26 protein-coding genes are annotated in these 26619 nt (G+C 43.5%); 10 read left to right on the top strand and 16 right to left on the bottom strand.

Annotated features, from left to right (window positions below; translation table 11 throughout):
• Window positions 1-136: 136 nt before the first annotated feature.
• The 3 genes from M3I01_RS08160 to M3I01_RS08150 all read right to left on the bottom strand — a co-directional run bounded on the left by M3I01_RS08160 (window position 137) and on the right by M3I01_RS08150 (window position 2165).
• On the bottom strand, window positions 137-568 hold the full coding sequence (locus M3I01_RS08160; protein WP_255895301.1) for a group I truncated hemoglobin: 432 nt from the start codon (window positions 566-568) through the stop codon (window positions 137-139).
• Entirely contained in the window at window positions 562-1434 is an 873-nt protein-coding gene (locus M3I01_RS08155; protein ID WP_255895300.1) for a DUF3034 family protein, read from the bottom strand. Before M3I01_RS08155 ends, M3I01_RS08160 begins: the two co-directional genes overlap by 7 nt.
• A gap of 86 nt (window positions 1435-1520) precedes the next feature.
• The gene (locus M3I01_RS08150; protein ID WP_255895299.1) at window positions 1521-2165 is read right to left on the bottom strand and encodes a methylamine utilization protein; all 645 of its coding nucleotides are present in this window, start codon (window positions 2163-2165) and stop codon (window positions 1521-1523) included.
• A gap of 107 nt (window positions 2166-2272) precedes the next feature.
• Between M3I01_RS08150 and M3I01_RS08145 the strand changes: the two genes are divergently transcribed.
• The gene (locus M3I01_RS08145) at window positions 2273-2995 is read left to right on the top strand and encodes a helix-turn-helix transcriptional regulator (protein WP_255895298.1); all 723 of its coding nucleotides are present in this window, start codon (window positions 2273-2275) and stop codon (window positions 2993-2995) included.
• Here the strand turns inward: M3I01_RS08145 and M3I01_RS08140 are convergent.
• The 6 genes from M3I01_RS08140 to M3I01_RS08115 all read right to left on the bottom strand — a co-directional run bounded on the left by M3I01_RS08140 (window position 2979) and on the right by M3I01_RS08115 (window position 9331).
• Complete coding sequence (locus M3I01_RS08140) at window positions 2979-4043, bottom strand: ABC transporter substrate-binding protein (RefSeq protein WP_255895297.1); 1065 nt, start codon at window positions 4041-4043, stop codon at window positions 2979-2981. The two genes, M3I01_RS08145 and M3I01_RS08140, sit on opposite strands and share 17 nt — an antisense overlap.
• A complete protein-coding gene (locus M3I01_RS08135; protein ID WP_255895296.1) occupies window positions 4040-5518 on the bottom strand; it encodes a sensor histidine kinase in 1479 nt (492 codons plus the stop codon). Before M3I01_RS08135 ends, M3I01_RS08140 begins: the two co-directional genes overlap by 4 nt.
• Window positions 5481-6164, bottom strand: a complete 684-nt coding sequence (locus M3I01_RS08130; protein WP_255895295.1) for a response regulator transcription factor — start codon at window positions 6162-6164, stop codon at window positions 5481-5483. The genes M3I01_RS08135 and M3I01_RS08130 overlap by 38 nt, the downstream gene beginning before the upstream one ends.
• A 108-nt stretch (window positions 6165-6272) precedes the next feature.
• Window positions 6273-7796, bottom strand: a complete 1524-nt coding sequence (locus M3I01_RS08125) for a tripartite tricarboxylate transporter permease (RefSeq protein WP_255895294.1) — start codon at window positions 7794-7796, stop codon at window positions 6273-6275.
• 1 nt (window position 7797) lies between these two features.
• Window positions 7798-8238, bottom strand: coding sequence for a tripartite tricarboxylate transporter TctB family protein (locus M3I01_RS08120; protein ID WP_112138113.1), 441 nt, complete (start codon window positions 8236-8238; stop codon window positions 7798-7800).
• Window positions 8239-8338: 100 nt separating this feature from the next.
• Window positions 8339-9331 (bottom strand): Bug family tripartite tricarboxylate transporter substrate binding protein, encoded by a 993-nt coding sequence (locus tag M3I01_RS08115; RefSeq protein ID WP_275565017.1) that lies wholly within the window; start codon window positions 9329-9331, stop codon window positions 8339-8341.
• Between the two features lie 302 nt (window positions 9332-9633).
• Between M3I01_RS08115 and yddG the strand changes: the two genes are divergently transcribed.
• Window positions 9634-10566, top strand: coding sequence for an aromatic amino acid exporter YddG (yddG, locus tag M3I01_RS08110; protein WP_255895293.1), 933 nt, complete (start codon window positions 9634-9636; stop codon window positions 10564-10566).
• Between the two features lie 43 nt (window positions 10567-10609).
• Here yddG and M3I01_RS08105 read toward each other — a convergent pair whose 3' ends face one another.
• The gene (locus M3I01_RS08105) at window positions 10610-11842 is read right to left on the bottom strand and encodes a pyridoxal-phosphate-dependent aminotransferase family protein (protein ID WP_275565016.1); all 1233 of its coding nucleotides are present in this window, start codon (window positions 11840-11842) and stop codon (window positions 10610-10612) included.
• Window positions 11843-12141: 299 nt separating this feature from the next.
• On the opposite strand from M3I01_RS08105, the gene M3I01_RS08100 reads away from it, so the two are divergent.
• Window positions 12142-12579, top strand: coding sequence for a DUF3010 family protein (locus M3I01_RS08100; protein ID WP_255895291.1), 438 nt, complete (start codon window positions 12142-12144; stop codon window positions 12577-12579).
• A gap of 98 nt (window positions 12580-12677) precedes the next feature.
• Here the strand turns inward: M3I01_RS08100 and M3I01_RS08095 are convergent, their stop codons facing one another.
• Window positions 12678-13154, bottom strand: coding sequence for a GNAT family N-acetyltransferase (locus M3I01_RS08095; protein ID WP_255895290.1), 477 nt, complete (start codon window positions 13152-13154; stop codon window positions 12678-12680).
• 127 nt (window positions 13155-13281) lie between these two features.
• Window positions 13282-14169: a DMT family transporter gene (locus M3I01_RS08090; protein ID WP_255895289.1), complete on the bottom strand. Its 888-nt coding sequence runs from the start codon at window positions 14167-14169 to the stop codon at window positions 13282-13284.
• Window positions 14170-14308: 139 nt separating this feature from the next.
• Between M3I01_RS08090 and M3I01_RS08085 the strand changes: the two genes are divergently transcribed.
• The 3 genes from M3I01_RS08085 (at window position 14309) to M3I01_RS08075 (ending at window position 18252) form a co-directional block, all read left to right on the top strand.
• Entirely contained in the window at window positions 14309-15130 is an 822-nt protein-coding gene (locus M3I01_RS08085) for an HAD-IIB family hydrolase (RefSeq protein WP_255895288.1), read from the top strand.
• 64 nt (window positions 15131-15194) lie between these two features.
• Complete coding sequence (locus tag M3I01_RS08080) at window positions 15195-16421, top strand: glycosyltransferase family protein (RefSeq protein ID WP_255895287.1); 1227 nt, start codon at window positions 15195-15197, stop codon at window positions 16419-16421.
• Between the two features lie 70 nt (window positions 16422-16491).
• Complete coding sequence (locus tag M3I01_RS08075; RefSeq protein WP_255895286.1) at window positions 16492-18252, top strand: alpha-amylase family glycosyl hydrolase; 1761 nt, start codon at window positions 16492-16494, stop codon at window positions 18250-18252.
• A gap of 74 nt (window positions 18253-18326) precedes the next feature.
• On the opposite strand, the gene M3I01_RS08070 is transcribed toward M3I01_RS08075, so the two are convergent.
• Complete coding sequence (locus M3I01_RS08070; RefSeq protein ID WP_112138080.1) at window positions 18327-18656, bottom strand: DMT family transporter; 330 nt, start codon at window positions 18654-18656, stop codon at window positions 18327-18329.
• Window positions 18657-18687: 31 nt separating this feature from the next.
• A complete protein-coding gene (locus M3I01_RS08065; RefSeq protein ID WP_255895285.1) occupies window positions 18688-20565 on the bottom strand; it encodes an ABC transporter ATP-binding protein in 1878 nt (625 codons plus the stop codon).
• Between the two features lie 304 nt (window positions 20566-20869).
• On the opposite strand from M3I01_RS08065, the gene M3I01_RS08060 reads away from it, so the two are divergent.
• From M3I01_RS08060 to M3I01_RS08045, 4 genes are all read left to right on the top strand, one after another.
• A complete protein-coding gene (locus M3I01_RS08060; RefSeq protein ID WP_255895284.1) occupies window positions 20870-22063 on the top strand; it encodes a Bcr/CflA family multidrug efflux MFS transporter in 1194 nt (397 codons plus the stop codon).
• Between the two features lie 31 nt (window positions 22064-22094).
• Window positions 22095-22445 (top strand): HopJ type III effector protein, encoded by a 351-nt coding sequence (locus M3I01_RS08055; protein ID WP_255895283.1) that lies wholly within the window; start codon window positions 22095-22097, stop codon window positions 22443-22445.
• Window positions 22446-22587: 142 nt separating this feature from the next.
• Entirely contained in the window at window positions 22588-23409 is an 822-nt protein-coding gene (locus M3I01_RS08050; RefSeq protein ID WP_255895282.1) for an HAD family hydrolase, read from the top strand.
• Between the two features lie 126 nt (window positions 23410-23535).
• The gene (locus tag M3I01_RS08045) at window positions 23536-23700 is read left to right on the top strand and encodes a hypothetical protein (protein ID WP_255895281.1); all 165 of its coding nucleotides are present in this window, start codon (window positions 23536-23538) and stop codon (window positions 23698-23700) included.
• A 41-nt stretch (window positions 23701-23741) separates the two neighbouring features.
• Here the strand turns inward: M3I01_RS08045 and M3I01_RS08040 are convergent, their stop codons facing one another.
• Entirely contained in the window at window positions 23742-25250 is a 1509-nt protein-coding gene (locus tag M3I01_RS08040) for a TyrR/PhhR family helix-turn-helix DNA-binding protein (RefSeq protein ID WP_255895280.1), read from the bottom strand.
• Window positions 25251-25290: 40 nt separating this feature from the next.
• The gene (locus tag M3I01_RS08035; protein ID WP_255895279.1) at window positions 25291-26493 is read right to left on the bottom strand and encodes an ROK family transcriptional regulator; all 1203 of its coding nucleotides are present in this window, start codon (window positions 26491-26493) and stop codon (window positions 25291-25293) included.
• Between the last annotated feature and the right edge of the window lie 126 nt (window positions 26494-26619).

Below are 26619 nucleotides of genomic sequence, written 5' to 3'. Positions count from 1 at the left end.
AGGATTCTTTGAGGAAAGTGATATCGAGCCACTCTTGCGCAAAAGTCCGGTTTTAACGTAGGAAGTAATGTTTTACTCATATAAAAACGACCCGTAGGTCGTTTTTATATGAGTAAATATCGCGCTCAATAAAGCATTATTTGTAGATCATATCGCTGCGCATTGGGGCGAGTACTTTCAGTACTCGATTTTGTTGCGGGTAGGTTAAGCCGGCTTTTGCCATGGCGCTGACCAATAAATCGACGGTGGTGTTAAAGTCGGTTTCGTTGATCTTTTGGCCTTGATGAACTTTCAGCATGGTATCGCCGGTGTAAGTGCAAGGGCCGCCGGTGCTGACGCAAAAGTGCTCGATGAATTTTTCGCGAAAGCGCTTGATATTGGTTTTTTCAAAGTAACGATAAATGGTTTCGTTGAAGCTAACTTCATTGATGAAGTTATTGGTAATGGCTTCTACCGTTGCTTGTCCGCCGATTTCTTCGTACAGGCTTTCTGGCGCTTTAGATGGCGTTGCACAAGCCACTAAGAATAAACATAAAGCCAAAAGTGATGTTTTTATGAGCGTTACCATAAGTACCCCGTCATTGATAAATAGATGCCTTTTTGGTCTTTCTTCGTAGCAACTGTGCCCAAGTCAGCATAAGCCGCGGTGATATTGAAGTTCTTATTGGGAAGGTAGCTGACAAAAACATCGGTCCAATCGTCTTCTTCCACACTTGATAGATTGTTCGGTTTTTGACGATACTCCATGCCAACCACCCATTTAGGCGATAGCAACATCCCTACGCTGCCTTCTAACATGACTTGATAGTCATTGTTATCTGGACCACCATAACCCAACAAGCCCATTTCATTGGCCTTGGTAGCGCGAGCGGTAAGGTTCCACACGAGGTTATAACCAGCCACAGCGGCTAAATGCACTTTGGTCGCAGCAACATAGAAATCCGTACCACTGTCGTCTTTTGCACCAAGGTAAGAAGCAATAAAGTCGCTGTCTAACTGTTTGTGTTGTAAACCAACGCTGACTTGAGGGTAAGTGGAATATACGGCATCACCGTATAACCGCACTTTTACACCGAGAATATCTTGTTTGATTTCACCTGACTTAAGACTTAATCCAGTAATCAAAGATGCGGGTAAGTTAAACGTTTGCTGAGCGTAACTAAGCTCGACTCGATCGTAAAAACTGGCGGCCGCGCCGATTGACGTGAGTCGATAATCGGTGACGTTTACATCGGTCATAAAAGCCGACGCTGCAATGTCGTCTTGGCTATCGTACCCCGCCAATGTGGCCCAAGGAACAAGTCCACCACCACCGCTGCCTTCTAGTTGTGAAAGCCCCGCTGTGGCAAGAAGCTTGCCATCAGAGGCCAGAACAGGAAGTGCGCACATCAGTCCACCGCTGACGCCTAGTACTTTGATTATTACTTTATTCATCACGTTCCTACTTTTATAGCGTTTCTTTCATATTACGTTTTAGCGTTCTTTTTAATGACTCTTTTATACAATGACGCCCACCGGATTTACCATTGTTTTTTTCCAAAACCGTACCCCATTGAGTGACCCATTATTTCAATGGGCGGCAAAAACTCTAGAGAGAGACTTTGCTCTGTGTCATTCGTGATGTTGATTTGTTTTGTGGTATTAACACCCTCGATAAACCTTTCACTCCATAGCGTGACTGTGTCACCTTGTTTAACAGGTAAGCTGGCTTTGCCGTCTTTATCGGTTTTTATCACATAACTATTGTCAGCGACGATAATATAACCAATCATATCGTCGTGTATGTTACAGCCCAACACTACCAGCCCCGGTTTATCGAATGCTATCGGCGGAATCTCTGACCCCTTGTAGAGTTTAATCTCGAAGGCTTTCGGTTTAGAAAAACTGTAGACGTGATGTCGAATGTCATCACTGTTAGGGAAGTTAACATATTGGCCTTTTTGAATAACCAAAACACGCGGTACAAAGGATTCATCAATTTGATCCATTATCGCGACGGCATCAGGAGTGCTCACGGATTCTTTAGATAACAGTATGACCGCATCAGAGACCGGTTTATTATCTTGATCCATGATGGTTAATGTCATGTCAGCATAGACATTTTGAAAGGTAAAAAAACACATTAGAGCGATCAAATAACGCATCATATTTCCTTTTGATTTCATTCAATTTCTTTTAAGTCATAATGACAGCAAAGTAGTTATAAAATCATGATACTTTCTGTAACACGATTATCTATTAATCGATAAATATATGACAAGGAACAATGGCCGTGCGCGACTCAATCGAAGTGATTTCCTATCAAAACACCGCTAACGCGCATTTGCATAATCATACTCAAATTGTATTGCCACTTTCTGGGCGTCTGATTTTAGACGTTGAGAATAAACAACAAACCGTACAATTTGGCCAAGCCTGTTTTATTTCCACCAGCCAAACACATACCCATTTAGCGCAAGAAGATAATCGCTGCTTGGTGCTTAACGCCCTGCCTATTTGGGACAGCAAGATTGAAAGCGAATTCAGTTTTATCGACTTAACACCGCAAGCTCAGGCCTATTTGCCTTTTTTATCAAGCTTGGTAAGCGACACAAGTAACCGTTTAAAAACACATCAAGCGCTTAACTTACTCGAACATTTATTGCCAATTCCTCAAGAGAGAATCATCAAAGCCGACGTTCGTTTAGCAAAAGCAAAACAGTTGCTCGACCACCACTTTGAAGAATCATGGCACTTAGCAAAGTTGGCGTCGGAGGTTCATTTAAGCCCAAGCCAATTGGCCGTTTTGTTTAAGCGTCATTTAGGTATGACCCCAAAGCAATACGTATTACAACGTCGCCTAAGCGAGGTAAAAATATGGTTATCGTCGACAAACAAAAGCTTGGACGATATTGCTCACAAAGTAGGAATAAGCAACGCCAGCACCCTCGTACGCTTATTCACTAAACAGTATCAAATCTCGCCTGGACGCTACAGAGCTAATCATCCTCGCTGATTTCTAGCGCCATTTCCCAGTTACGAATGAAGCGTTTTTGCTTGGCATAATCGCGCCCAACCAATAGCTGCTGATCCAATTCAATCACACCTGTTGGTCCTGGTGCATTAACGACATAAGGATCATTAGGGTTATTTAAATCGGGACGAATTGGAAACAACAAGCCTTGCGTTTGCATCATTCCTTGCGCTTTGTCGGATAATAAATAATCTAAAAAAATACCGGCATCTTCTGAATTTGGCGCACTTTTAGGAATCAAAGCCACACGCATCAGCATCAGGGTATAATCCTTTGGCAGAATCATTTTTAGTCTATCGTCATCTCGCGCCCTTTGTGATGCGTAAGAACCGAGCAGGTTATAACCCAATACCAATTTACCTGACGCAACATCGTCGATAATCTCATGAGTGCAGCAATAGGTTTGTATATCGTGACTGCCAAAAGCCTCCAATAACCGCCCCCATGTCACATCAGCTTGGCGCGCATCTTGGCTTGCGAGTAAGTAGCCCACGCCACTTTTTCGGATATCGTAGGTACCAATGCGCTTAGTTACGGCTTTTTCATTCTGTCGAATCGTTTGCAATAATGACTGCCGATCTTCTGGCAAATTGCCCGGAAAGGCTTTTTTATTGACCAACATGACAATGGGTTCCAGCGAAAATGCAAACAACTGGTTTCGCCATTTAAAATTTTCAGGCAAGCGATCGGTAAAACTAGATTGGTAGGTTTGTGCATAACCATCGTTGACTAATTTAAGATGCAAATCCATGGCACTGCTAACAACTAAACTGGCTTGTGGTTTTTTTTGCTCCTTGATCGTTTGGTAATACAATTCCAATGTATTTACGTCTCGATAGGCCACTCGAATATCAGGATGGAGAGCAACAAAGTCGGTTAAAATCGGCTCAAAGGATGCCAAATCCATCGCGGAATTAATATATAAAACACGCAACGCATCCTCTTTACCAAACCATACCGGTTCCTCGGCCCATAATTTAGCGCCACTGACACTTAGCATTAGGCTCATGCAGAAAAAAAACCGCTTCATGTTGTGCCCTTATTTAACGTAAATTTAGCAAAGTCCACCTGAAACGTGGTGCCTTTTGGCTCTGTATCCAGTATTTGGATTCTGGCAGAGTGATGATCAACAATGTCTTTTACCATTGCCAAGCCAACACCGCTGCCAGCAATGTCATAGCGCCCTCGATAAAAACGCTCAAATACCCGCTCTTTTTCTATGTCTGGAATACCGCCGCCGTAGTCGATCACTTTTATACGATAAAAGCGTTCGAACTCATTCACTTGGACTATCACTTCGGTGGCGTGTTCAACACCTAGCCCACTATAGCGCACGGCATTTTCGATTAAATTTTGCATCATTTGCTGAATCGAAAAGCTGTCGCCCAATATCAAGGTTTTTTGCAATTCACAATCTAAAGAAAGATGCACACCTTGATGCAAGGCCGTCACCGCCTGCTCTCGACACGACGCTTTAATCGGCTCCAATAGATCAATAGGCTCCAATCGGTGTGTTTGCAAGCGATGAGAGACCACCGCTTGATTAAGCAACAAGGTCACCGTTTGACTCAAGGTATCACATTGTTTAACGATGTTTTCTAGCGTCTGATATTGCTGTTCAGGGGAAGTATTATGGACTGATGTGTTGTCTCGTGCATTTTCTGCCAGTGCTTTCAAGCTTGCTAATGGCGTACGTAATTGATGAGCCGCGTCCGCCGTATAGTTTTCGAGTTGCTCTAAGTTAGTTTGAAGTCGTGCCATGAAGTGGTTAATGGCAACTTTAAGGTGATGCGTTTCTTTCGGCGTATTAATGTCTATCGGCGTTAAATCCCCCATGACTCGTTCTTCTAACGCCCGCTCGATTCGATGCAAAGGTCGTAGTACAAGATGGCTACCAATGATGATCAAGGTGATCGCAACCAAGGCAATAAACACAACCACTTCAACGGCTTTTTGCGTTACAGCGGACGCCATTTCTTCTCTTGATAAACGCGTTTGACCCAACACAATACGCACGGTTTGTGCTGTTTCTGGATCCGTAAGATAGCGTTCAACCCAAGCAAAACGTACCAATTCACCAGAATACTCTTGATTATAGAATTGTATTTGATCTAACACCGGTGGTTTAGGCGGCATGCTATTAAGGTCTTGATAGCCAGTAATAAACCCCTGCTCTAAACTTTCGACCTTATAAAAAACTCGGTCTTCTTCTGCTTGCGCCAAGGTAGCAAACGCCGACCACGGGATATCGATACTCACTTCGTTACGTATTAAGCCGACATTTTCGTCCATTTGCAGCAAAGCACTGCGCAATAAGCGATCATAGGATAAATCGGCCAGCTTTTGGCTGTAATCAAAAATCAAATTGATGGCCAAACTGGCAATAATGCCAATAACCAACACCCCACCGACAATAAAACGAAAGCGCAGTGACGGCGCTTTTCTTAAGGCGTTTCTTTCTTCCTCTTCACTGAGGTTTCGATGATTTAGTGATTTCTGCCACATAACCAATTCCTCTTAGGGTGTTAATCGCTAAATCACCCTTAACCATTTTTTTTCGTAAACGGCCAACATACAGTTCAATCGCATTAGGGCCCGGTGTTTCATTAAAATTAAATAAGTGATCAGTGATTTCATCTTTGCTCAACACTCGACCTAGATGGCCGAGAAATATTTCCAGCAAACGAAATTCTCGATTGGTAATAGCCGTCAGTTCGCCATCAATAAATACCTGTCGGCTGTCACGATTCACCGTGATATTTCCGTGTTCAGTAATATTCGTGGCATAGCCTTGTTTGCGACGCAATAAGGCTCTACAGCGTGCTTCCAACTCACCAAAATCAAATGGCTTAGTTAGATAATCATCAGCGCCTTCATCTAACAACCGAATTCGATCTTCTATTTGATCGCGCGCGGTTAAAATCAGAACGGGAGTATCATCATCACGCTGTCGCAGTTTTTGCAACAATTGCAATCCTGATAAGCCGGGCAGATTAAGGTCTAGAAGTATCAAATCCACAGCTTGATACTTAAGAAGCTCATCTGCACGCTTACCATCTCCGATCAAATCTACGCCATGTCCTAGGCTTGTTAATCGCTCACAGATCGCTTGCCCTAAGACCTGAGTATCTTCTACCACCAGAATTCGCATACATATTTAGCCATTATGTTTTTTTATTTTTCAGCATAAAAACAACAAAATTCGAGCGACTCTCGTTGCTCGAATTTTGTTATCACTATGCCTTTAGTATTGCAGGGCTTACACGTCTTTAACAGCTTCTTTTGATCTCTTCATTTTAGCGCGAACAATCGGTCCAACAATGACAGGGAGTATCAAACCAAGAAACGCAACGGTCCAAAGGCCCATGCTCAATCCACTGTTAAGCAGCACACTCCAATCACCATCAGAAAGCACTAATGCATGACGAAGACTCTTCTCCATTTCAGGCCCAAGTAACATGCCCAAAATAATAGGAACCAATGGAATATCGACTTTACGGAAGATATAACCCAGCACACCAAAACCCACCATGAAATACAAATCTAATGCGCTGTGGCTGACAGAATAAATACCCACAGACGCAATTAAGGTCACCACTGGCATCAAGTATTTTGGCGGAATACTTAGCAATTTAACAAAGATGCCAACCATAGGAATGTTCAATAGCAGCAACACAAGGTTACCAATGAACATCGCTGCAATCACACCCCAAACAAGATCTGCATTTTGTTGGAACAACATTGGACCCGGAGAAATATTCAACGAGATCAACATCGCCAATAGCACGGCGGTTGTACCACTGCCCGGTACACCCAGCGTTAACATTGGAACCAGCGCACCTGATGCCGCACCGTTATTTCCCGCTTCTGGTGCAGCAACACCACGAGGGTCGCCCTTACCAAATGTGCCGTTTTTATCTGATACCTTTTTTTCTAACGTGTAACTAATGAAACTACCTAAAGACGCACCAGCCCCCGGTAATACACCGGCAACGAACCCCAGTACGGCGCCACGGATAGACGCTGGCAATACTCGAATGATGTCTCTTGGTGTCAGTTTTAGTTTGTTGATTGCGACTTGTTTTAGCCCGTCTCCTGCGTGACGCTCTAGGAAGAACAACAATTCACTGATCGCAAACAAGCCGACAATGGCAATAATGAAATCAACACCTTCGAACAATTCAAGCGTGTTATAAGTGAAGCGCTGTACGCCAGTAGAAATGTCGATACCAATTGTCGCAATCATCAGGCCAATGGCAGCGGCCATCAAGGTTTTGAACTGATTTTTGCCCGTAATACCACCTAAGGTCGCAAAGGCAAGTGCGAACAAAGCAAAGTATTCAGATGGACCAAATTTCAGCGCAAATTTTGCCAGAATCGGAGCCAGAATAACCAGACCAATCGTCGCAATAAGGCTACCAATAAAGGACGCAATCGCAGAGATCGCTAAGGCTTCAGCCGCTTTCCCTTTAAGTGCCATAGGATAACCGTCTAAACAGGTCATCATGGCAGGTTCATCACCTGGAATGTTTAGCAAGATAGAGGATATACGACCACCATACATGGCACCCGCATAAACAGACGTTAATAGAATAAGAGACGATGTTGGCGATAAACCTAAGCTAAACGCCAAGGGAATCAAAATAGCCACACCATTCGCGGGACCAAGACCGGGCAAAGCACCAATTAAGGTACCTAATATGGCACCAATAACCGCAAACATAATACTTTCTGGCGTTAATGCGACCGCAAAGCCCTGCATTAATAAGCTCATAGTATCCATATTAAAACTCCAATAGACCTAGAGGCAGTGCTAGTTCAAGCACATTATTGAATAGGAAAAAGATAATAACCGAGCTCGTCACACCAGTGATAAGACTCTTCGATATACTTGCCCCCATACGCCAACTTAAAAAGCTCACAACAAGCGCTGCAGCAGGCATAAAACCAATCGGTTCAATGGCCCATGCAAAAGCAAGCATAGAAAGAACCACAACACCAAGTTCAATCAACATGGCAGTCGGCGACCATTTCTCATCTGGATCGGGGCGAACAATCAAATAGATAGAACTAATACCTAAAATGATGGCTAAAATAATAGGAAAAGTTTCAGGTCCGACACTTTCGTGCCCGCCAAAAGGAATGGGGAATTTTGTTGCTTCCCAGCCGTATACTACGGCAAGAATAAGCATCAGCATGCCAAACACACGATCGTTAATACGCATGTCTCTGCTCCGTGTCAGTGAATCATAAGGATGAAGTTAGGTAAAAACAGGAGGGGCCACTGTATCAGAACAAATGACCCCTCCCAAAAGCGGTCTGAGGTTATTTAATTAGACCGATGTCCTGAGATAATATTTTAATGTCGAGTGTTTGATTTTTTACAAATTGCGTAAAATCAGCACCAGATTTGTGGAATGGCATCAAACCGTTTTTAGTCATGATGTCCTTCCATTCTTGCGTTGTGTATAGCTCATTCATGGTATCTACCCACCAATCGTAAGACTCTGCGCTCGCGTTACCAGGTACGTAAAATCCACGCCAGTTTGGAGCAACAGAATCAATACCCTGCTCCATTGCTGTTGGAATAGAATCAAACGGTGCTGGTAAACGCTCTTCAGAAAGAACGGCTAAAACACGTAAGTCACCAGACTCCATGAAACCTTTAACTTCAGAAATATCGCCAGTGAACGCATCTACGTGACCACCAACAACTTGAACCAAGGCTTCTGAGCCACCGCTAAACGCCAAGTAACGAACTTTTGGCAGTTCTTCAACGTTTGCTTTTTGCGCTGTCATCAATACTTTCAAGTGATCCCAACCACCAGAAGCACTACCACCGGCGAATTTAACCGCACCTGGGTCTTTCTTAAGGGCATCAAGAATTTGATTAAGAGAGGTATATTTTGAATTTTTGCCTACCGCAATGATGCCGTAGTCAGCGCCCAATGTACCAACCCACTTAACTTGGTCTGAATTCATACCTGGAAATTGGCCTTGAGCAAGGCGAGTGGTTGTCGCTGTACTAGCGGCAACGATTAAATTATCGTCCGTGTCGCGTTTACTGATTGTGTGGGCAAAAGCAACACCACCACCAGCGCCAGACATGTTAACCGTCTGAACATTACCCTTAAAGTAACCTTCGTCGACTAATACTTTACCAACGCTACGGCAAGTAAAGTCCCATCCACCACCTGGGTTAGCTGGTGCAATACATTCTGCACTTCGAGCTGGTTCATAGGCGTAAGCCTGTCCAGCGATAGTAAGTGCCGCGGCACCACAAATAAGAACAGACTTTAAAGAAATGGTATTAAGCATAGTTATCTCCTGCTTGTTATTTTTTTTGTTGTTAGCCAATCAAGCTCTAAAAATAATGTTTTCAGTCAACTTGAATAACCAAACCTTACCCCTCAAAACTGTCACTACCCTGTCACCCATCAACTTTTCTTACTTAATTGTGATAAAAAATTTATTCTTAACCAATCAACCCGCTGAATCCTGATAAACAAAGCCACTGCTTTCTGACAAACAAAGTCACGCATTTTTGACAATGTTTCTCACACACTGACAAGGTAACCTGTTGCCTAATCAGACTAGGACAGGATTTAGGAAACAACAAGATGACAACAAACAATCTGCAAGCCACTTTTATTGGGAGCATCGCCATTTTACTCTGGAGCGCCCTTGCTCTTTTCACCACGCAAGCCAAGCTAGTCCCACCACTGCTGTTACTCACCCTGACCTTTGGGATGGCAAGCCTACTGTTTTTACTGGTGTATTTTGTAAAAAATGAATTGAAAACGTCTTGGCAGCAAACACCAAAGAGCGCCATGATCATGGGTGGGCTAGGGTTTTATTTTTATCACTTTTTCTATTTTTATGCGTTCCAGCATGCGCCACCAGTTGAAGCAGGTTTAATCGCCTATCTTTGGCCCTTATTTATCGTATTAATGGTGGGGATGACAAAAGGTAACACACTGTCATGGACACATTTGATCGGTGCGATTATCGCGTTTGCAGGCACTGGCATCATGCTGCAATCCAAAGCACAGACAATCAGTATAGACAACGCCGCTTATCATTGGACTGGCTACGCTGCAGCCTTTTCCTGCGCACTGATTTGGTCAAGTTATTCCGTCGCAAACCGACGCTTTCAAACCGTTCCTTCTAGCGCCGTACTTTGGTATTGCCTAATAACCACATTATTAGCAGGCGTATCTCATTTATCGCTTGAAGAGCCTAACTGGTCTTTTCCAATGACAACATGGGTGGCGATTTTAGGCCTGGGTCTTGGCCCTGTGGGCGTGGCATTTTTCTGCTGGGACATGGGCGTCAAGAAAGGCAACTTATCACTGCTGGGCGTATTGTCTTATACCGCGCCAGCGCTTTCTACCGCTTGGCTTGGCCTCTTTACTAACACGCAACTCACCACTGGTCAGATCATCGCTTGCCTACTCATTACCGCGGGTGCGCTGTTTGCGAGTTTAATGCCGCGCCTAAATTTAAAAAATAAAAAAACGCCCTTGGATTCAAAGAAAACCAAGGGCGTATAATCATTTTTTAAACATTAGAAGAATCTAACTCACTAACATTTCGTTAGGCCACTTGATAAAGCGTACGAGGAACACGCTGCAGGTAAGATTCCATTTCCGCCATGCCATTTGGTTGATCCACTTTCACACCCAGATCGCGCATGGTGCTACCAAATGCATGCAAGGTACGGAACAAGTTGTGTTCGCGGCATTGCTCCCCCATTTGCCCAATACGAACAATCGGCTGACCAAATGATCCTGCGATCTCGACTCGATACACATCCGAAATATGTCGACAAATTTGCCCTGCCGTTAGCCCATTTGGAATATTAATACCCACAACGGAATTCAAACGAGAAGCCGGGGGGATAAACAATTCCAACCCCATCCCTTCAATGCCGGATTGAAGCGCTTTTGAACAACGAAAATGACGAGAAAACCGGTTTTCTAGCGTCTCATCACATACCAGCTTGAGTGCTTCATGCAATGCCATGATGCCAGACACTGGCGCGGTATAATGGTAGCCATCTTTGTGCCAAAAATTTTCTGCCAATTGCGCATCGAAACACCATTGTGCGGTTGGCTGAGTACGATTTTTCACTGCAGCCCATGCTTCATTTGAAAACACCAAAAGCGATACTCCAGGAATGGACGACAAACCTTTTTGCCCGCCAGTAATCACAACATCTACCTGCCATTCGTCCATTTTCAAGGGCATGGTACTGAGTGTGCACACCGCATCTACCACCACTAGGCAACCATAAGACTTAGCAATCTTAGTAATGTCTTCTAATGTGTGGTTAAACACCGTATTCGATGTTTCACCTTGAACCAGTGTTAGCACTTTAGGGCGTGTTTCTTCGATCGCTTTACGAACTCGCTCTGGGTCAGCGGCTTCATGAACGTCCACATGCAGTTCATGCACATCAGCGCCAACACGAATCGCCATTTCCGCCATGCGATGGCTAAAAAAGCCATTATTGATACATAGAATGCGCTCACCCGGTTGCAACAAGTTAGCAACCGCCATTTCCATCGCGGCCGAGGCCGGTCCCGCTACACCCAACACCCATTTTGATTCTGTTTGAAAAACATAGCGCGCCATCGATTTAACTTGATCGATCACTTGCGCCATTACACTACCCAAATGATTAATGACAATCGAATTGGCTTTGGCAACACGTTCTGGAATTGGCACTGGACCAGCCCCCATCATCAGTAAAGGTTCATGAGGGAGGATTTCGTCTAGTGATTTCACCTGAGGACGAGGAATGCCCATTGGCGATGAAGCAGTCATTTTATGCAGCCTAATAAGTAGTGTTGAAAAAAAACACTCTCACCGTAAAAAGGTTATATTCACATTTTAACAGTAGAAAATGTTGTGATTTTAGTTTTAACGAAATAATATTTTGAAATAGTACAATATCCCTCTTAAAAATAAGAGTCAGCAAAATCAAAAGAGTGTAATAAACCACAAGCAATTACTTTCGCCTTAGATCTGACTCGTTTCAACTTACACAAGCAGTATTTTTTACTCTGCAAGATCGCCATTAACTGTGCGATAATGCGCGAAACCACCCTATTCAGGATCTTTTTATGATTACTTGCGGTATCGAAATCAAAGGCAGTGAAGTTATTCTGTGCCTTCTATCGAAAGAAGACGGACTGTTCCAAATCACTGACTGTCGCCAAATACGCCACACACTGAGCAATTCCAACGACACAGAAAACGTGCGCAAATTCCAATTTTTGCTTAAAAAACTGTTCGAAGACTATAAAGTCAAAAAAGTGGCTATCCGTGAACGCCCAACGAAAGGCAAATTTGCTGGCGGTTCTGTTGGCTTTAAAATTGAAGCGGCGATCCAATTGATTAATACCGTTCAGGTAGATTTGTTCAGCGGCGCAAAAACCAAAGACATCTTGCAACACAACCCAATGCCAATTCCATTCAAAGCAACAGGCTTACGCGCATTCCAAGAAGGCGCCTTCACCGTGGCTTATGCTGCGCTTTCAGAATACATTCCTGAAGCGTAAGTAGTTAGATTTCGCAATAAAAAAACGGACACCATTCAATGGTGTCCGTTTTTTATATTCTATAGCTTTAAAAGAATCAAAAACCTTTAAGTTTTCAGTTAAACGCTTTGTTCGCTAAACTTTTCCATAACAAAGTTTCTCAGCATTTGTCCCCGAACTTCCATTTCCTGCTCTTGAACTACCCTAAAACCAAAGCGCTCGTAAAATGGGCGCGCTGTAATACTGACCTCAGAATAAAATCGTTTCACTTTTCGTTGCTCTCCAACACGTAACACATGATTCATTAGTGCCTTACCGACGCCTTGGCCCTGATACTCATGGTGACAAAAGAAGTGATCTACTAATCCATTCGGTTGTAAATCTGCATAGCCAACAATGACACCACTCATGACAGCGACGAAAGGATCTAGCCCTTGCATACGTTTTTTCCAAATTGGCATATCAAAGACATCTGGAGCCCAGGCTTCAACTTGTTCTTTGGAATAGTCTCGAGTATTGATATTACGAACTGTGTGAAAAAAAATATTCCAAAGCGCCTCTGTGTCATCTTCCTTGTAACGTCTGATTGTTATCAATGTTTTATCTCCATTAATTATTCAAGCCCACATTATTTTTTCATTCTATTAAAGCATTAAAGACATGACCAAATTTCAATCAACAAGCCTGCCGATGATGGCGCATTGAGATAAAAACGCACCAAAACTAGGCGTTTTTAGGCGTTCGTTTTTTGGCAAGAATAACGAGTAACACGCCACCTAGGACGCTTAGCGTCGCTATGATAAGGTGTAAAGTGACGGATTCATTCGTAAAAATAACGCCGCCAATAGTCGCAATCACAGGCACCAAAAGCTGTAACACAGCCGCCAATGAAGCGCTAAGGTGAGGCAGCACCGCGTACCAAAGTGCGTAACCCAATCCAGACATAAATGCACCAGAGATCACTGCCAACACAATCCCTTCTGTACTCGCACTTTTAAGCCCTTCTGTATCTATAAAGGCTAATGCAATCAATAGCATCGGGATGGTTCGAACAAAGTTCGAGGTAGTTGCAAACAGCGGTTTAGACGAGATTTTTCCACGCCATGTATATAAGCCCCAAGCGATACCCGCTAACGTCATCAAAATAAAGCCAACAAGAGAAGGCGATGACAAAGTAGGAAACACCAAATACGCAAAACCAGCAAACGCCACCAGCAGTCCAAACCATTCCAAAACGACCAGTTTCTGACCCGCCCAAACAGCGAATAAGATCAGCGTAAGCTGAACAGCACCAAAAAGAATCAAGGCGCCAATGCCTGTTTCCAATGTGACATAGGCATAAGAAAAGCCCATCGCATAAATAAACAGTGAAAGCGCCGACAGCCAACTTCCTTCTAGCCAAATCATTTTGATCGGGGTGTTTTTTGTTTTAAAAAACTGAAAAACACACAGTAACGCCAACGTGGCTGCACCACTAAGCAGTCGCCACATCGTAAAACTAGCAGGATCAATTAAGCCATCAGCAAGGGCCAATCGACATAAAACCGAGTTCGCCGCGAAGGCGAACAAAGAAAGAATAATAATGAAATATAAACGTAGCAAATTTGTCATCAATTTGTTCAACAGCCCAGTTAACCTTAGGCAAGCACCTCATCAGGAAAGGCTTACTTTTACGCACTGGCACCAGATTTGCAAGCCTAATACTAACGTCCACCAGCCACCTTATGATGGACCTAAAAATGGAATCTACATGACTAGACTTTTAATATTCACAGATTTAGATGGCACATTACTCGACCATCACACTTATAGCTTTAAAGCAGCACAATCCGCGTTACTGTCGCTAAAAACCTTTTCCATTCCTTGCATCATCAATACAAGCAAGACATTCAGCGAGCTTCTCTCCCTTAGAAAAGATCTTAATCATCAAGACCCTTTTATCGTTGAAAATGGTTCCGCCATCTATATTCCTAAAAATTTGGCACTGACGATAGACGAGCCATTAGAAGATTGCGGTGAATATTGGTTAAAAGCCTTTGGGCCAAAACGTGACAGGTTGATCGAACTCACCAACGACAAACAAGACGACTACACATTTAAACGCTTCAGCGACATGACGTGGCAAGAACTGATGTCAATCACAGGCTTAAGCGAAGCAAACGCCAAACAAGCCATGCAGCGAGAGTTCACTGAACCCATGCTATGGACAGACTCTCACCTCGCGCTCAATCATTTTAGAGAGCACCTTGCGCAGTTTGATATACAAATCCAAAAAGGCGGCCGTTTTTCCCATTTAATGGGTAAACACTGCGACAAGGCAAACGCCATGCTGTGGTTAAAAGAGGTGTATGAGACACAAAGTGACGAAGCCATTACTACCATGGCCTTAGGCGATGGCGAAAATGACGTTGGCATGCTGAGTAGAGCCGATATTCCGGTGGTGATTCGGTCACCTGTTCATGCGCCACCAGAAATACCAAATCGCAGCGATGCTTGGCTTAGTGACGCGTACGGGCCTGAAGGCTGGGCTCAAGCGATCAATTTAATGCTAACCAAGCAAGGTATTTTGTAACACGCAAAAAAAGAATATAACGCAAACAGCCATTATTTTTATAACAATATTTAGGAGAATTATCATGGGCGATTTTCATCAAAACGGCATTATCACGACGCTTCATAATTTGGCGCACCGCCCGCTAGAAGAAATGGAAGCAGAGCTGTGCGAGTTTGCAAAAACGCGACCTATGTCTCTGATTCTGCCTTGTCTGTACTCGGAACTAGAAACAGACGCCATGCCTAATATTTTAAAACATTTGCAACAAGTGCCTTACTTGTCTGAAATCATCATCGGATTAGACAGAGCAACAGAAGAACAATACAAACACGCGCTTGAGTTTTTCAGTGTTTTGCCGCAAAACTACAAAGTGCTGTGGAACGATGGTCCTCGCTTAAGAGAAATAGACAGCGTCCTAAAAGGTGAACACCTTTCCCCTTCTGACCCAGGTAAAGGCCGCAACGTTTGGTTCTGTATGGGCTACAACTTAGCCGCCGGCAAAGCGGAATCCATCGCTATGCACGATTGCGATATTGTGACGTACGACAGAGAACTGCTCGCTCGTCTTATTTACCCTGTTGCCAATCCGAACTTTAACTATGAGTTCTGTAAAGGCTTTTATGCCCGCGCCGCCAATGGAAAAATGAATGGTCGAGTCACTCGTTTATTGGTGACACCTTTACTGTGTTCACTCAAAAAAGTCTTTGGGCATTTGGATTATTTGGATTATCTAGACAGCTACCGCTACCCACTAGCAGGCGAATTTTCCTTTCGCCGTGATGTGATGACCGATTTACGCATACCAAGCGATTGGGGGTTAGAAATTGGCGTATTAAGTGAAATGTATCGCAACTATTCGACCAACCGTTTATGTCAGGTCGATATCGCCGACATTTACGATCATAAACACCAAGACTTATCAGCCGGTAATGATGATGGAGGCTTATCTAAAATGTCGATCGACATCACCAAAGCTATTTTTAGAAAGCTGGCAACAAATGGTACGATTTTTAACCAAGAAACATTCCGAACGATCAAAGCAACCTACTACCGTGTGGCATTGGATTTTATTGAAACCTATCGCAATGACGCAGAAATCAACGGACTGAAGCTAGATGTTCATGCCGAAGAGCAAGCGGTTGAGCTTTTTGCCGGCAACATTATGAAAGCGGGTAATCAGTATTTAGAGAACCCTATGGAAACGCCTTTTATCCCTAGTTGGAACCGTGTGATAAGTGCTTTTCCTAGGGTTATGACGCAACTGGCACAAGCGGTTGAGTTAGACATGGCCGAGTTCGGTCCTAAATAATTGGTGGCAATTAGGCTAAATAACATCGTATTTTTTTTCATCCATTGACAAAAAAGACAGGCAGGTAAACATGGAAAATGCACCATTGTCGCCTCTAGAACAGCGGCTTATTGCTCATCTGCAGACTATTTATCCGAATTTAGACACCAAAGAGCTGGCTGAAAGGTGCTTAACGACTTTTCACCTAGATCCGACAACAGAATCACCGAGACCCCATAGAAACTTATGGGATCAATCTGACATTATGTTAATTACCTATGCAGACACCTTGCGCAGAAAAGAAGAAGCGCCTTTAGAAACACTGCATAAGTTTGTAAAAAACAAATTGTCCGACTCTATTTCTGCGGTTCACTTGCTGCCATTTTTCCCTTACAGCTCGGACGATGGCTTTAGTGTGATGGATTACACGACGGTCAACCCTTCGTGTGGGCAGTGGGACCATGTGTCGAATCTTTCAAAAGATTTCAAAGTCATGGGCGATTTAGTCATTAATCACTGCTCAAGCCGAAGCTTATGGTTTGAGAACTACAAAGCAGGCGTGAACCCTGGGGCCAGTTTCTTTTATGAAGCAGACCCAAGTGCTGACTTGAGCGCCGTTGTTCGCCCTAGAACCTCGTCACTACTCAGAGAAGTGCAAACCAAAAATGGTGAAAAACACGTTTGGTGTACGTTTAGCCACGACCAAGTTGACTTAAATTTTGAAAACCCAGACGTTCTGCTGGAGTTTCTACGCATCATTCATTTGTACCTTGAAAAAGGCATTCGCTGGTTTCGCTTAGACGCGGTGGCCTTTCTATGGAAGGTTCCTGGTACAAGCTGTATTAATCTACCCCAAACTCATGAAATCATTCGTTTATTAAGACTAATGATCGAACATTACGCACCAGAATCCGTCATTATCACCGAAACTAACATACCCAATCAGGAAAATTTAACCTATTTTGGTAACGCCAACGAAGCGCATTTGATCTACAATTTTTCATTGCCACCTTTGCTTATTAACAGCCTTGTCACGGGGAATTGTAGCCATTTAAAGCAATGGCTCATGAGCATGGCACCCGCTCAACAAGGCACCACTTACCTGAACTTTGTGGCGTCACACGACGGTATAGGTTTACGCCCTACAGAGGGTCTGCTTTCTGAATGGGAACTAGAAACGCTAATCAACACCATGAAACGCTTTGGCGGAAAAATAAGTTCGCGTACGACACCGCAAGGCGAAGCCAAACCTTATGAGATCAACATAAGCCTGTGGAATGCCTTGTCTGGTTCCGCGCAACAAGGCCCAGATCAATGGCAGTTCGCTCGTTTCCTTTGCGCAGCGGGTGTCATGATGGCGCTAGAAGGCGTGCCTGCCTTTTATATTCACAGTCTATTTGGTACAGAAAATGATTTGGATCGAGTGAATAACACGGGTCATTATCGCTCAATCAACCGCCATATTTGGGATATGGAAGAGTTAGAACACGCCTTAAATTCACCAACACATCATCAAAAAGTCTTTCAGAGTGTCACCAAGTTAACTCAAATACGCCGCGCTCAACCCGCTTTCCACCCGAATGCGACTCAGTATATTTTGCACATGGGAGAAAACTTATTTGCTTTCTGGCGACAAAGTTTGGACAGAAGACAAAGCCTGTTTGCAGTGTATAACATGACGGATCTGCCACAACATTTTAACTTGTCAGAGCTTAACCTTATTGCCACCGATGATTGGACAGATTTGGTCTCGGAACAAGCATACGAAGACCGTTTAGGAAAAGTCACCTTGATGCCCTACCAGTTTGTCTGGTTGGCAAATAAAAAAGGCAAAATTAAAAGCAATACTTAGCAAACAAACATAAAAAATGCGCTCTATGTAAGGGCGCATTTTTTTATTACCAAATGACAAACAACACCAATAATCTAGTGGCTCACCGTTTTAGAAAAAACATTAATCACTACTACACCGGTAACAATCAATGACATACCGAAACAAGCGGCCATATCGAGTTTTTCATTGGCAAATAAATAGCCAAACAACGAAATTAAAACCACACCCAACCCAGACCAAATAGCGTAAGTCACACCGGTTGGCATCGAGCGCATCACGATGGTTAATAGATAAAAAGACACCCCATAACCAACAACAAGCACGACGCTGGGTCCCAGTTTAGTGAAAGAGTCCGACGCTTTTAATGCCGTCGTCGCGATCACTTCGGCAAGTATGGCTAAGAACAACAAAAAATACGTCATAAAATTTCTCTAAATGGGCCAGTAAAATACACTATTTATTTGCCAAGTTTTCTTCTGTCTCAATACTTTCAAAGTCAATATCTTCAGCCAAAAAACCACCGGTCTGATGCGCCCAAAGTGACGCATAAATACCTGCGTGTTTAATGAGTTCTTCATGGCTACCCTGCTCAACGATGTTGCCTTTGTCTAAGACGATCAAACGATCCATCGCGGCAATGGTCGACAATCGATGGGCGATAGCGATAACGGTTTTGCCTTGCATTAACGTGTGTAGGCTATCCTGTATCGCAGCTTCGACTTCTGAGTCAAGTGCCGAGGTCGCTTCGTCCAAAATTAATAAAGGCGCATCTTTTAATAAGACACGGGCGATCGCAATACGCTGACGCTGTCCACCCGAAAGCTTAATACCGCGCTCTCCCACCATGGCATCGTAACCAGCATTGCCAAATGGATCGGTGAGGGTTTGAATAAACTCGTGCGCTTCGGCATTTTTGGCGGCGGTGATCATTTCTTCTTCAGTGGCATCTGGTCGACCGTAAAGTAAGTTTTCTCTAACTGTTCTATGTAGCAAGGATGTATCTTGAGTCACCATGCCGATTTGAGCACGTAGGGAATCTTGCTTAACGCCTGTGATGTCTTGCCCGTCAATTCGAATTTGACCGGATTCAATATCATGAAAACGCATCAGTAAATTCACTATAGTCGATTTACCGGCACCAGAACGCCCGACTAATCCAACCTTCTCACCTGCTTTAATCGATAAAACAAGGTTTTCAATCACTTTACTGTCTTGTTTGCCGTAGTGAAAATTCACTGCGTCATATTCAATCATACCGTGCGTTACGGATAATGCAGGCGCGCCTATCCTGTCTTCTATCTCAATAGGCCGAGAGAGCGTTTTCATACCATCGTTCACCATGCCAATGTTTTCAAACAAGGCACTCACTTCCCACATGATCCATTGCGCCATACCGTTTAAGCGAAGCGCTAAACTGACGGCAATCGTAATCGCACCCACGCTGATAATACTGTCCGTCCACAACCAAATAGACAACGCCGCAATTGTAAACGTCAACACGTAGTTACAGGTTTGCACCCCCACACTCAGCATAGTAACTAAGCGCATTTGCCTATAAACCGTTTGTAAAAAACCGTCCATGCCATCTTTCGCGTATTCCGCTTCACGCTCGTGGTGAGAGAAAAGCTTTACCGTCGAAATGTTACTGTAACTGTCAACAACACGGCCTGTCATAGTAGAACGTGCATCGGCTTGCTCTGCCGATATTTTTTTCAATTTTGGGACAAAATAGAGTTGCAGTAATATGTAACACACCAGCCAAACTAACATTGGAATCATCAGTCGATAGTCCGCATTAGCAATCAACACAATCATGGAAATAAAGTACACGCCGATATAGACCAAAACATCGAGCAGCTTCATCACGGTTTCACGTACCGCCAAGGAGGTTTGCATCACTTTGGTGGAAATACGTCCGGCAAATTCATCCTGAAAAAAAGACATGCTCTGACGCAAAATATAATGATGCGATAACCATCTAATTCGCATCGGGTAATTGCCTAATAAAGTCTGATGAATAATGGCGGAATGCACAAACGTCACTAATGGCATAGCCACCAGAATCATCAAAGACATCCACAATAAATGCGCGCCTTCCTCAGCAAAAAAGGTTTTTGGGTCTTTGTTAATCAGCCAATCCACCAGCTGTCCCATAAAACTAAACAAGGTTACTTCAAGAATAGCGATAGTCGCCGTAAGAATCGACATCAGTAAAAGTGGCAGCTCTACGCCTTTTGAATAATAGCGGCAAAATGAGAGCAGTGTTTTTGGAGATTGTATCGCTTTAATATCCGGATAAGCCGATACCCATTTTTCAAAAAAACGTAACATAGTATTCCTTATTAAACCCTAAAATTGACACTGCTCAGAAAATAAAACACAACGAAAAAATAGAGTGAGTGATCTGAAAAAAAAGATCCATTATGATTAACCAAAAGAAGCAAAATTGAACCACGTTACCTAATTGAACACCAGAAAAGATCCACCCTTCAAAATACATAGCCATAAGCTTTACTTAGTGTTTGCACAATTAAAGCCGCGAATAATAAGCAAACCGATTATAATTACCCGGCATATCAATATGCTTCTTAATTTATTGCAAACAATCCGATTAATCTTTCAATTAAGCCATTGTATGAAACTGACTTTTTCCATTGTTTTAGTTCTCGGTCTTTTGTCTGGTCTGACGCCGCTGGCAATTGATGCGTATCTGCCAAGTATTCCAACCATAGCAAAAAGCCTAGATACGGATATTAGCCTGATACAAATGACACTGAGTATGTATTTACTGGTGTTTGCTTTTTTACAGATTCTATTTGGGCCAATATCTGATGCTATCGGACGCCGTAAAGTCGTTGTCGGAGGACTTGGCGTTTTTGCTATTGGTAGCTTCCTTTGTGCTATTGCACAGAGCTATGAAATGCTAATGGTTGGCCGAGCTATTCAAGCTTTCGGCGGTGCTGCCGTGGCGGTGAGTGTCCCCGCCCTAGTCAAAGACGGTATGTCGATTAATCAGTTTGCCAAAACAATGTCGATGATCATGCTCGTCATGGCGCTGGCACCATTGGCCGCGCCTATTCTAGGCGGAGCCATCTTAACTATTTGGAGCTGGCATTATATTTTCGTTTTCTTGGGAATATTAGCGATGATCGCCATGGTGCTATTCTTGCGGACTATTCCTGAAACATTACCTCCAGAGAAGCGCACTCCTTTTTCTTTTTTAAATGCTTCACGAAATTACGGCAAACTGTTGAAAACCCCCTCCGTCATGGGTTATGTCGTTGCTTCTGCGTTTTATTTCGCAGGAATGATGAGTTTCATTACCGGTTCCTCTTTTGTTTATATCGAAATTTACGGGGTTGACCCTGCTAATTTTGGCTTTTTAGTCGGCCTAAATGTCATCATGATGATGCTGGCCGCTACTATAAATGGACGGTATGTAGAAAAACTAGGAACTGAAGTACTATCAAAGTATGCCATTTACGCGCCCTTGATCGCCTCGGCGTTGATGATTCTACTGACCTTTTTCGACCATCCACCGTTGTCGCTTATCGTTATTACGAGCATGTTATTTATTGGCCCAATGGGAATACTTGCCAGTGGGTTCATGGCTGGCGCACTGAATAGCGCAGGCAACCACAATGGCAGTGTTACAGCACTAGCGGGAACATCTCGATTTGCCATGGGCGCGGTAGGAGGCGCTGTCGTCAGTATCCTCCACAACGGTACATTCGTCCCGATGCTAGGCACTATTGCGACCTGCGGTATCCTTTCCTTTATTATTTTCAAGGTCACAGTACGTTACGCTAAACCACCATTAGAAGACTAATTTTACCCACAATCTACAGTACGGAGTTCCAATGCTAAGCACGCAAACGCTGATTGAGAAGATCAAACACACACCAGAACAAGTCCAATTTAAAGAAGTCATTGATGTTATCGAGCGTGAATACAATTTCACCGCGGCGGCTTTTACTAATGGTAAACAACACAATGCCATTAATGAAAATAATGGTTCTTGTAAGCTTTTCTCTTTTGCATCCATACATGAATTAACCGAAACACAAACGTTGCATTTATTTGGTGACTTTTATCGTGTTGATGTATTAGAAAATCCATCCGCGAGCGATCATCAAAACATTCGACAGTTCATTGAAAATGGCTGGAATGGTATTGCCTTCACTGCAACGGCTTTAGTCAATAAAAACTAATTGAAAGGGTCACGAAGGCTTATAACAATAAGCTTGTGACCCAAGCCCATTACGAAAAGTCCTTTTAATAAACACGTCTTAATTGTTGAACTTCCCGCTTAGAAAATGCGATAGTGCCAAATACAATAAGCATGAGGTAGTTATGGAATTAGTGGCATTTGATCTAGACGGAACCCTACTTAATCGGCATCAACGGCTTTCCGATTACACTCTAGAAACCCTTGATCGCTTAAAATCTGCAGGGGTTTTCTATACTGTCGCCACAGGCCGCACTCATTTTGCCGCGATGGCTTGTATTAAAGAGCATCAATTTCCAAATTGGCAAATTTTCAAAAATGGCGTCGAATGGTGGGATCCTCAACAAAATCAGTACCGTCATAGAAACCTACTGTCTCAGAGCCACATTTTTGACTTGCTCTCTTCGTTTGAAGAAAATGACATCACGCCATTCATTTTTTGCTTAGAAGAGGATGGATCACATCGAGTCTACCATTCGCCACTACAAGGTCACCTAAGCGATCACATCGCCAACGAACTAGGTAACCATAAAAACATGAGCCTTCACCCTTTGTCCGAGCTCACTCATAACGCAAGAATCACCAATATAAGCGCGATGGGACAGCCAGAATTCATCGATAAGATCATCAAAGACAGCCAAGAACACAGCCATTTAACCGCATATTCGGGCGGTGGTATTTACCATCCAGACGCCTACTGGTTGGATATTCATCACAGTAATGTGTGTAAAGGTTCGGCTCTGATGGAACTAAAGGCAGAAATTGGTGCCGAAAGGTTAATCGTGTTTGGTGATGGCGACAATGATTTGTCTATGTTTTCAGCATCAGATGAAGCGTTTGCAACAGACAATGCTTTGATTCACGTGAAAGAGGCCGCAACGAATGTCATCGGTCATCATGATGAAGATGGTGTGGCAAGGTACTTAAGAAAAAGGTATAACTTGTGACATTAAAGAGAAGGGGTTGATTTCTATTTATCCTCCTCCATTAACTAAAAGACAACATAATCACCTTTACGCAATGATCATAATGTTCCATGATTGTTATAAGAATAATTAGTTTGGAGAAATGCCATGTTTGAATTTTTACTCTTCATTGCCGCCTGTGCAGCAATTGCTTTCTTGGTAGCCAATATCCAGAAACACGCAGCGCAATCAAAAGAAACGCTTAAACCGATCAAAATTGAGCGTGAAGAAAAAATGCGCCGCCCTGCGCCCCGTCAAAAGCGCCATTACTAAACTCGTCTAATTGACCCACTTTTGCCAGACTGACTCACCACTCAATCTGGCAATCTTGTATTAATACCATATTCCTTCAGCTTATTTGCTATCGCACTGTGGCTCATACCAACCGCTTTTGCCAAACGCCTCGTACTCGGGAAATTTGGGTACAAGGTTCTTAACAGGTTCGCCTCCCATTGTTTTAGTGTTATCTCCAATGAATCATTGATTAATTCCAAACTCGCCATAGTGGAAGACTCTGGCAACATCAAATCATCAGCTGTCCATGCCTTGCCCTTCAATGTCAACAACGCCTGTAGACAGATGTTTTGTAGTTCCTTTAAGTTTCCAGGCCAAGAATACAAGGCCAATTTAGTCAATGCGCTTTTCGATACGATTGGTATCGGTAATCGATAACGTTCCGTTTGTTCCAAAATAACTTGTTGAACCAATCCATCGATATCTTCTCTACGCTCCCTAAGGGATGGCATAGCAAGATGCAAAGTGGCTAAAGCAAAATAAAGGCTCTTATTTAATGTCGTACCGTCCGACAGTTGTTGCCGACTTAAGGAAGACAGACTAATCAAACGCACACTGGCATCAAAGCTGCTGACAACACTCGGTTGTCGAGTAAGCCAATTGGCCAAATCCACCTGTACCTGTTCATCTAAATACTCAATATCGGTTATTACAAACCAGCCAGACAAGGAATCTAGCTCAACAATAGCATCGCATGTCATGTCTCTTGCATGACGAATAATGAGCTGAGCTTCTGGGTCCACTTGCTGTTTATGCCAATACTGAAATAGGGCTTCGATGAAATCTCGCTTCCCTGTTCCCACTTCTCCGTGTACGAGCAACGGCATCGCCATTCCCGCAAAGGCTTTCGCCTCGGCTAACGCACGTCTCATCGACTCACTTTTTATGACGGCGGATTGGAAATATATTTCTAAATGGCATTCAGCATTAGGCGCCTGTTTCAAACTCGCTGCTTGACGATCTAAGCGTAATTCAGATTTTAAATAAATGACCGTTCCCGCTGGGTTTTCAATACCATCATCATCGGACACAAAGAAGGGTTTCGTCTCAAGCAGTAACGTTTTATTTCGAATTCGAATCCGTTTACTCATCCCCACTTTTGGATTCGCCCACGTCTCTTTAGAGAAACTGATTCCTTTTATGAATTGCTGTAATGGCTTATGCAATAGGTCTGCAATCGAAACATTCAGGTCCTCAGCCGCTAGCTCAGTAACCATAGTGATTTCGCCTTTTAGATCCACCGAAATGACACCATCCGGCAAGGCTTCTAATAAGGTATAAAGCGCATTATGCTCCCTTTCAAAAGGAGTAAAAATGACCGTTTTTACATCTTCAACACTCTCCAAACGACGAATTTCTGCAAGCAAGCGCTGTAATTGAAGAAAAGGAATATCTAAAAAGCCACAATAGATACAACGCCGCTTTGTATCCATTTCCACTAAACGCATATCGATTTGATGCGGTATGAATAAGTCGAGGATTTCACGCACCATGCCGATTCTATCTTCGCACTGTATTTCTAACCTCATGCTTCCTCTCTCACGCAGCGACCGAATAATTCGGAACGCATTATTTCTCTTTTGAACTCAATAATAATACATTTTGCTGTGGTGCAAACGTCTCATATAGCGGTAATACAGCCGCTCCTAACACCCCTGCGGTATAGCCAGTTTGAGCAACACGGATCTCAGGAAGAGGCAGCATACTATGGGTCGCCAAGGTACTTTCAAGACGGTCAATTAAAGCCGCTAAAACAGGCGCGGGCAAACGCCCACCAATGAGAACCGCTTCAGGATCGTATAATGCAATGACGGAAGCCAGCGCCGGCGTGACTTCTAATGCCACTTCGGCCGCCCACTGGTTTATAAGCGGTGCGTACTGAGCATCATGCCAGCCTTTTTCATTGACTGGCCACACGACTTGATTTGCCATCAAAAATCGACGTAATGAGGACAGGGACAACGCTTCAAGAATCCATTTACCATGTTTGCCAGTGGCCGTTGGAATTAAACCAAAACTGCCCGCTTTACCATGCGCGCCAAAATAGCATTCACCATTAGCCACCAAACTGCCACCACAAGCCGTACTGACAAAAAGGTAAAAGAAGTGTCTTTTAGACGAACCTGAAGCAAGCAACAATTCACTGGTTGCCGCCGCCACCGCGTCGTTTTCACAAAAGCAGCTTACACCGGTTAATTCCGCTAACCATGATTCAAAAGCATCTGACTGCCAATATTCTAATGCGGCTTTTAGCCCATCAAGATTGGCTCTTTGACCTGAATCGGTGACCAACGTATCCAACCAAGAGTCCATATAGTCGGGCCTAGCGAGGCCAATCCCTTGAACCTTACTCCAACCTGCTCCCAGTGTTACCTTTACCTCTTCAATAAGGTCTTGAGCAATTTTTTTAGCAAGATCCTCAGTAGGAAAAGACACTTCTCGTTCTAATAACAAAACACAGGCGCCACTAAAATCCAGCAACGCCGCGCTGATATGATCTCGGTCAACATTAATCCCCAGTCCATAAGCGCCTTTTTCATTAATACTCAGTTTAATGGAAGGCTGTCCTCGACGACCGGTTACCTTACCCACAATAGTGAGTAACTGTCGTTCAAGTAAAGAAGACGTAATCACCGAAATAGTCTGTGTACTCAACCCTGTGCGCTCAGCAATACTCACCCGAGAAATTTCTGGGTGTTGTCGAACCAAGTGGAGAATGATCCGTTCATTATAAACACGGCTTTGTTCAGAGGTACTACCTGACGATTTCATACAACTCACCCTCATATTTAAGCCCGTAAACTAACTACTGATATTTAATAAATCTAATTGATTTAACAATATAACTCATTAAGATGAGTTAGCGTTCACAAAATACCGATCTCGCTAGTAAAAATA

It is taken from the genome of Marinomonas maritima (genome assembly GCF_024435075.2).
GTDB classification, from domain to species: Bacteria; Pseudomonadota; Gammaproteobacteria; order Pseudomonadales; family Marinomonadaceae; genus Marinomonas; species Marinomonas maritima.
Note: the sequence above shows the minus strand (reverse complement) of the source record. Positions and strands in the feature narration are given on the sequence as shown.